The sequence below is a fragment of the Natronomonas sp. genome, assembly GCF_046710025.1.
Classification (GTDB): domain Archaea; phylum Halobacteriota; class Halobacteria; order Halobacteriales; family Haloarculaceae; genus Natronomonas.
The window spans coordinates 1-5,182 of record NZ_JBKEGK010000183.1; the positions used below are offsets into that span (position 1 = coordinate 1).

A 5,182-nucleotide genomic window follows, 5' to 3' on the forward strand; every position below is an offset into this window, starting at 1 on the left:
ACATCGTCGGCAACGTCCCGGTCGTTCATATCGGATGTAGCCGACCGGCGGATAAATGACTGTCCCCACGAAACGCATATGTTAGTTCGAGCCATGGATACGATCGTCATGGAACGCATCACTCACGCCGGAGCAGTCGTGTTGGCTGTGTTCCTCGTCTGCTCTCTGTTTGCGGGGGTTGCTCCTGCGGCTAGCCACGGTGGGGCGGACATGGACGAACTCGTTTCGCAGTACAACGCCAACGTGGACGAGGCACCCGGGCTGATCACGAACCGCCTAGCGGGCGAGCGGGTCGAACTCCGCTTCGGTTCGGGCGACTCGATGGCGTCTAGTGACTCCGGGTCGGCACACCACTTCGACATCGACAGCGACGGCACGGTGACCGAGCATAGCGAAGGCGCTCCGGAAGACCCGACTATCCGGGTATTGACGAGCGAGAACACCATCGACGAGATCCTCGCCAGCGACGACCCCGGATCGGCGTTCAACGAAGCCTACAATAACGACGAGATCCGGATTGAGGGGGTCGGAGTCGTCAACAGCGTCAAGATCGGAGTTACGAAGGCTGGCTTCCGGGTGGGTAGCTCGCTCGGGCTGTTCTGAACGCCGTCCTACTGTATCCTCGTGCCCGGTGCCGCGTCGCCGCGTGTCGTCAGCAGGTCCGCCTCCTCGCCAGCGGCGAGCAACATTCCGTCCGACTCCACGCCGAACAACTCGCTCTTCTCGAGGTTGGCGACGACCACGATCCGCGTTCCCGGCAGTTCCCCGAGGTCGTGGAGCTGTTTGATGCCGGCGACGATCTGTCTCGTCTCGACGCCGATATCGACCGCAAGCTTCGCGAGTTTGTCCGCGCCCTCGATGGGATCGGCGCTCGTGATCTCCCCGACGCGGAGGTCGAGATCTTTGAACTCCTCGAAGCCTACCCGGTCGTCGGCGACCGGTTCGAGATCGGGCGCCTCGTCCGCCTCGCCGTCAGCATCTTCCGCGTTCTCCGCGTCGTCGTCGCCGGCAGCCTCGACGCGCTCTGCTAGTTGTCGGTTGAGTTCCGCCACACGGTCGTCCTCGATCTTCTTGAAGAGCTCTTCGGGCGCGTCGAACGCCGCGGGTGGGCTCGAAAGCGCCTCCTCAAGGACGACATCGCCGACGGAGCCGTCCTCGCCGAGTTGGGTCCACAGCGCCTCCGCTTTCCCCGGCAACACTGGCTGCATCAGCACCGCGATAGCTTTCGAGAGTTGCACGCAACCGCGAATGACCTGTGCCGCCTGCTCGGGATCCTCGTCGGTGAGTTTCCAGGGTTCGTGTCGTTGGATATACTCGTTGCCGAACTTCGCGAGTTCGACGGGGGCCCGCCCCAGTCCGCGGACACGGTAATCGTCGATTGCTTCGCGGAACGCCTCGATCGCCGCCTCGATCTCGGCCTCAACCTCGTCACTCACCGCGGCGTCGGGCGTCCCGTCGTAGTTGCGCTCGGCGAACAACAGCGATCGGTACAGGAAGTTCCCGAGCGTGCCGACCAACTCGTTGTTGACGCGCTCCTGAAGCCCGTCCCACGAGAAGTCGACATCGGCCGTGAACTCGCTACCGGTGACGATGTGGTACCGATAGAGGTCTGGGTCCAGCCCCGACTCGACGTAGTCGTCGGCCCAGACTGCCCGATTTCGCGACGTCGAAAAGGCCTCGCCATCAAGATTGACGAAGCCACACGCCATCACGGCCCGGGGTTCGTTGAAGCCCGCTCCGCGCAACATCGCGGGCCAAAACACCGTGTGGTGCTGGATGATGTCGTGGCCGATAACGTGAATTATCTCGCCGCCGTCAGGCCTTTTTGAGTCCGGAGCGGAGCGATCTTTCCAGACGGCCTCCCAGTCGTAGACATCCGATCCGACCCGTTCGGAGTACTGCTTCGTCGAGGAAGCGTACTCGATCGGGGCGTCGACCCACACGTAGAGAACGAGGTCCTCGCTGTCCGCCCCGTCTTCCCCGCCGGGGTAGTCGATCCCCCAGTCCATATCGCGGGTGATACACAGGTCCTGCAGTTCGCCCTCGATCCACTCTCGAGGTTGGTTCTTCGCGTTGTCGGTGCCCTCAACCCGGTCGATAAAGTCCTGTAAGTACGCTTGAAAATCCGCGAGTCGGAGAAATTTGTGCGGGCGGGTGCGATACTCGGCGGAGTTGCCCGTGATCGTCGAGACCGGGTCCTCGATTTCGCCCGGCTCAAGGTGTCGTTGACAGCCGTCGTCGCACTCGTCGCCACGGGCTCGCTCGCCGCAGTACGGGCAGGTCCCCTCAACGAACCGATCCGGCAGCGGCTGGTCGGTTTCCTCGTCCCACGCGACCTCGATTTCCTTCTCGATGACGTGGTCGCCGTCGATCCACGACCGGACGAACGATCGGGTCATCTCCGCGTTCGTCGCGTCGTGAGTGTGGCCGTAGTTGTCGAACTCGACGTTGAATTTCGGGAACGTCTTCTCGTACTGGTCGTGGTACTCGAGAGCGAACTCCTCGGGGTCAACACCCGCCTCAGCGGCGTTGACCGCGATTGGCGTCCCGTGCATGTCCGATCCACAGACGAACGCGACCGACTGGCCGAGGCGGTCGAGCGCCCGCGAGTAGGCGTCGCCGCTGACGTACGTTCGTAGGTGGCCGACGTGAAGGTCGCCGTTGGCATAGGGCAACCCGCAGGTGACCACCGCCGGGGAATCCGTCGGGAACTCCTCGTGCATACACGACACCCCGGGCCAGGGGGGTAAAACACTCCCGCTCTCGGGGCGCGCAACGTCTCAGTCGGCCAGTCGGTCGACGTCATCGAGGAACTCGACCAGCATCGACCGGGTCACGTGGGGCATACAGACGATCCGGGCTTCGCCCGCCTCGGTCCGGGAGAGTCGCCACCCGGCTTCTCGGAGGTCGTCGATCAGCCGGGCCGGGAAGTCGACCGTCACGATCGGCAGCACGGGCTCGACGACATCGAAGTTCCGGTCACTGAACTCCGCGGCGAGCCAGTCGGCGTTCGAGCGGGTGCGACGGTACTGCTTCTCGTAGCCGTCCCGCCAGAGCTTCTCCATCACCGCCGCCGCGCTCGCGACGCCAGCCCCGCTTCGAGTTCCTGTCAGCGTCATCTGAGAGGTTGACTCAAGATACGGTGTGTCGATCGCGAGTTCGTCGAGCAACTCGGGGCCGCGGGCGAGGAGACCACCCGCCGGGACCGCTGCCCGACCCACCTTGTGGGGATCGATCGTCATCGTGTGGATATCGGCGTCGGCGAAGTTCCAGGCGTGTTGAGTAAACGGGAGGATGAACCCGCCCCAAGCGGCGTCGACGTGGCAGAGCGCGCCGGCATCGGACGCCATGTCCGCGAGCGCGGGGATCGGATCGACGCGGCCGTACTCGGTCGTTCCGGCGACGCCGACGACACAGACCGTATCGGAGTCGATCAGTTCCGCGACGGCGTCGAGGTTTGCCCGGTAGTCCGAAAGGGGTGCCGTCCGGAGTTCGACGCCCAAGACGTCGGCCGCCTTGCGGAACGAGAAGTGTGCGGACTCCGGGGCGACGAAGTTCGGTGTTCGCGTATCGGCGCGGTTACGCGCCAGCCGGATCGCCTGGACGTTCGATTCCGTCCCGCCCGAGGCGATGTAACCGGCCGCGTCGGCAAGCCCGGCGACGGTCCCGAGCCGATCGACAGCCTCGCGTTCGAGTTTCGAAACCGTCCCGTAGGTACCGGGGTCACCAGGGTTGCTCGCTAGGAACTGCTCGGCCGCCTCGCGGGCCGTCGGATGCGGCTCGGTGCACATCGACGACAACACCCGGGAGAACTCCTGCGGTTCGGCCCGCTGCATACTGCGTTTCAGCGGGGCGTCGGGTTTATTGGTTGCGTTTTCCACAGTCGTTCGCCGCTCTCAGTTTCAGTTACCGGATCGAGTCCAACAACAGCTTCTGCTCTTTTCGTTTGACTTCGTGTTGGACATCCCGGACGGCGTCGATGTTCGCCGAGATCGACGAGACGCCATTGTTGACGAGGAACCGAACCATCTCGGGCTTCGAGCCGGCCTGTCCGCAGATACTCGTCGCGACGTCGTACTCCCGGCAGGTCTCGATCGTGTCGCCGATCAGCTGCAACACGGACGGGTGGAGCTCGTCGAAGCGGTCGGCGACGTGCTCGTTGTTCCGGTCCACCGCGAGCGTGTACTGGGTGAGATCGTTCGTGCCGAAAGAGGCGAAGTCGATCCCGGCCTCAGCCATCTCCTCGATCGACAGCGCCGCCGCCGGGGTCTCGATCATCACGCCCCACGAGCGCACTTCTGGGTCGACCCCCGCCTCTTCCATCAGGTTCCGCGCTTGGATGACATCCTCGGCGTCGTTGACCAGGGGGAACATGACCTCAACGTTGTCGTAGCCCATCTCGAAGAGCCGCCGGAACGCCTCGAGTTCGTATTTAAATAACTCCGATCGGTCGAGACTCCGTCTGATTCCCCGATAGCCGAGCATCGGGTTGTGCTCGTGGGGTTCGCTCTCCCCGCCTTCCATCTGCCGGAACTCGTCGGTCGGCGCGTCAAGCGTCCGGACGCGGACGGGGCGAGGATAAAAATCGTCGGCGACGCCGCGGACGCCATCGATGATCTCCTCAACGTAGGCATCCTCACCGTGGTCGGCGATGTAGCGCTCCGGCGTCTTGTTCGTCGAGAGGATCATGTGTTCCATCCGGAGCAGGCCGACGCCGTCGGCGCCGGTTGCCGCGGCGCGCTCGCCTGCCTCGGGGATCGAGACATTCACCTTGACCTCCGTTGCCGTCATCGGCTTTACGGGGTTTTCGGGGCGGACCGCCTCGACAGCGTCAGTCTGCTCGTCGGGCTCTACGGTCCCCTCGGTAACGCTGCCTTTCTCGCCGTCGATAGTGACGAGTTGGCCGTCTTCGAGCTGTTCGGTCGCTGTTCCAGCGCCGACGATGGCCGGCGCGCCGAGTTCGCGGGCGACGATCGCGGCGTGGCTCGTCATCCCACCCTCATTGGTGATGATCCCGCTCGCACGCTTCATCGCCGGCACCATATCCGGGGTCGTCATCTCGGTAACGATGATGTCGCCCTCGCCGACTTTGTCGAGCTGGTCGAGTTTTCCGACGGTCTGGGCGGGGCCGGAGGCGATCCCGGGGGACGCACCCAGGCCCTGCAGCAGGAGGTCGCCGTCA

General features: G+C 64.2%; 4 protein-coding genes. 1 reads left to right on the top strand and 3 read right to left on the bottom strand.

Annotated elements, in window-relative coordinates:
- The first annotated feature begins 93 nt into the window (after window positions 1-93).
- A complete protein-coding gene (locus ACI944_RS11400; RefSeq protein WP_411719179.1) occupies window positions 94-603 on the top strand; it encodes a hypothetical protein in 510 nt (169 codons plus the stop codon).
- 8 nt (window positions 604-611) lie between these two features.
- Here the strand turns inward: ACI944_RS11400 and metG are convergent, their stop codons facing one another.
- From metG to ACI944_RS11415, 3 genes are all read right to left on the bottom strand, one after another.
- Window positions 612-2,723 (bottom strand): methionine--tRNA ligase, encoded by a 2,112-nt coding sequence (gene metG / locus ACI944_RS11405; protein WP_411719180.1) that lies wholly within the window; start codon window positions 2,721-2,723, stop codon window positions 612-614.
- Between the two features lie 57 nt (window positions 2,724-2,780).
- Complete coding sequence (gene mfnA, locus ACI944_RS11410) at window positions 2,781-3,836, bottom strand: tyrosine decarboxylase MfnA (RefSeq protein ID WP_411719181.1); 1,056 nt, start codon at window positions 3,834-3,836, stop codon at window positions 2,781-2,783.
- 70 nt (window positions 3,837-3,906) lie between these two features.
- A partial coding sequence (locus ACI944_RS11415; protein ID WP_411719182.1) for a putative PEP-binding protein occupies window positions 3,907-5,182 on the bottom strand: 1,276 nt, incomplete at its 5' end.

Bases quoted from the DNA above. Each gene is read 5' to 3' on its own strand.
- ACI944_RS11400 (WP_411719179.1), top strand. From the start codon at position 94: ATGGATACGATCGTCATGGAACGCATCACTCACGCCGGAGCAGTCGTG.
- metG (WP_411719180.1), bottom strand. From the start codon at position 2,723: ATGCACGAGGAGTTCCCGACGGATTCCCCGGCGGTGGTCACCTGCGGG.
- mfnA (WP_411719181.1), bottom strand. From the start codon at position 3,836: ATGCAGCGGGCCGAACCGCAGGAGTTCTCCCGGGTGTTGTCGTCGATG.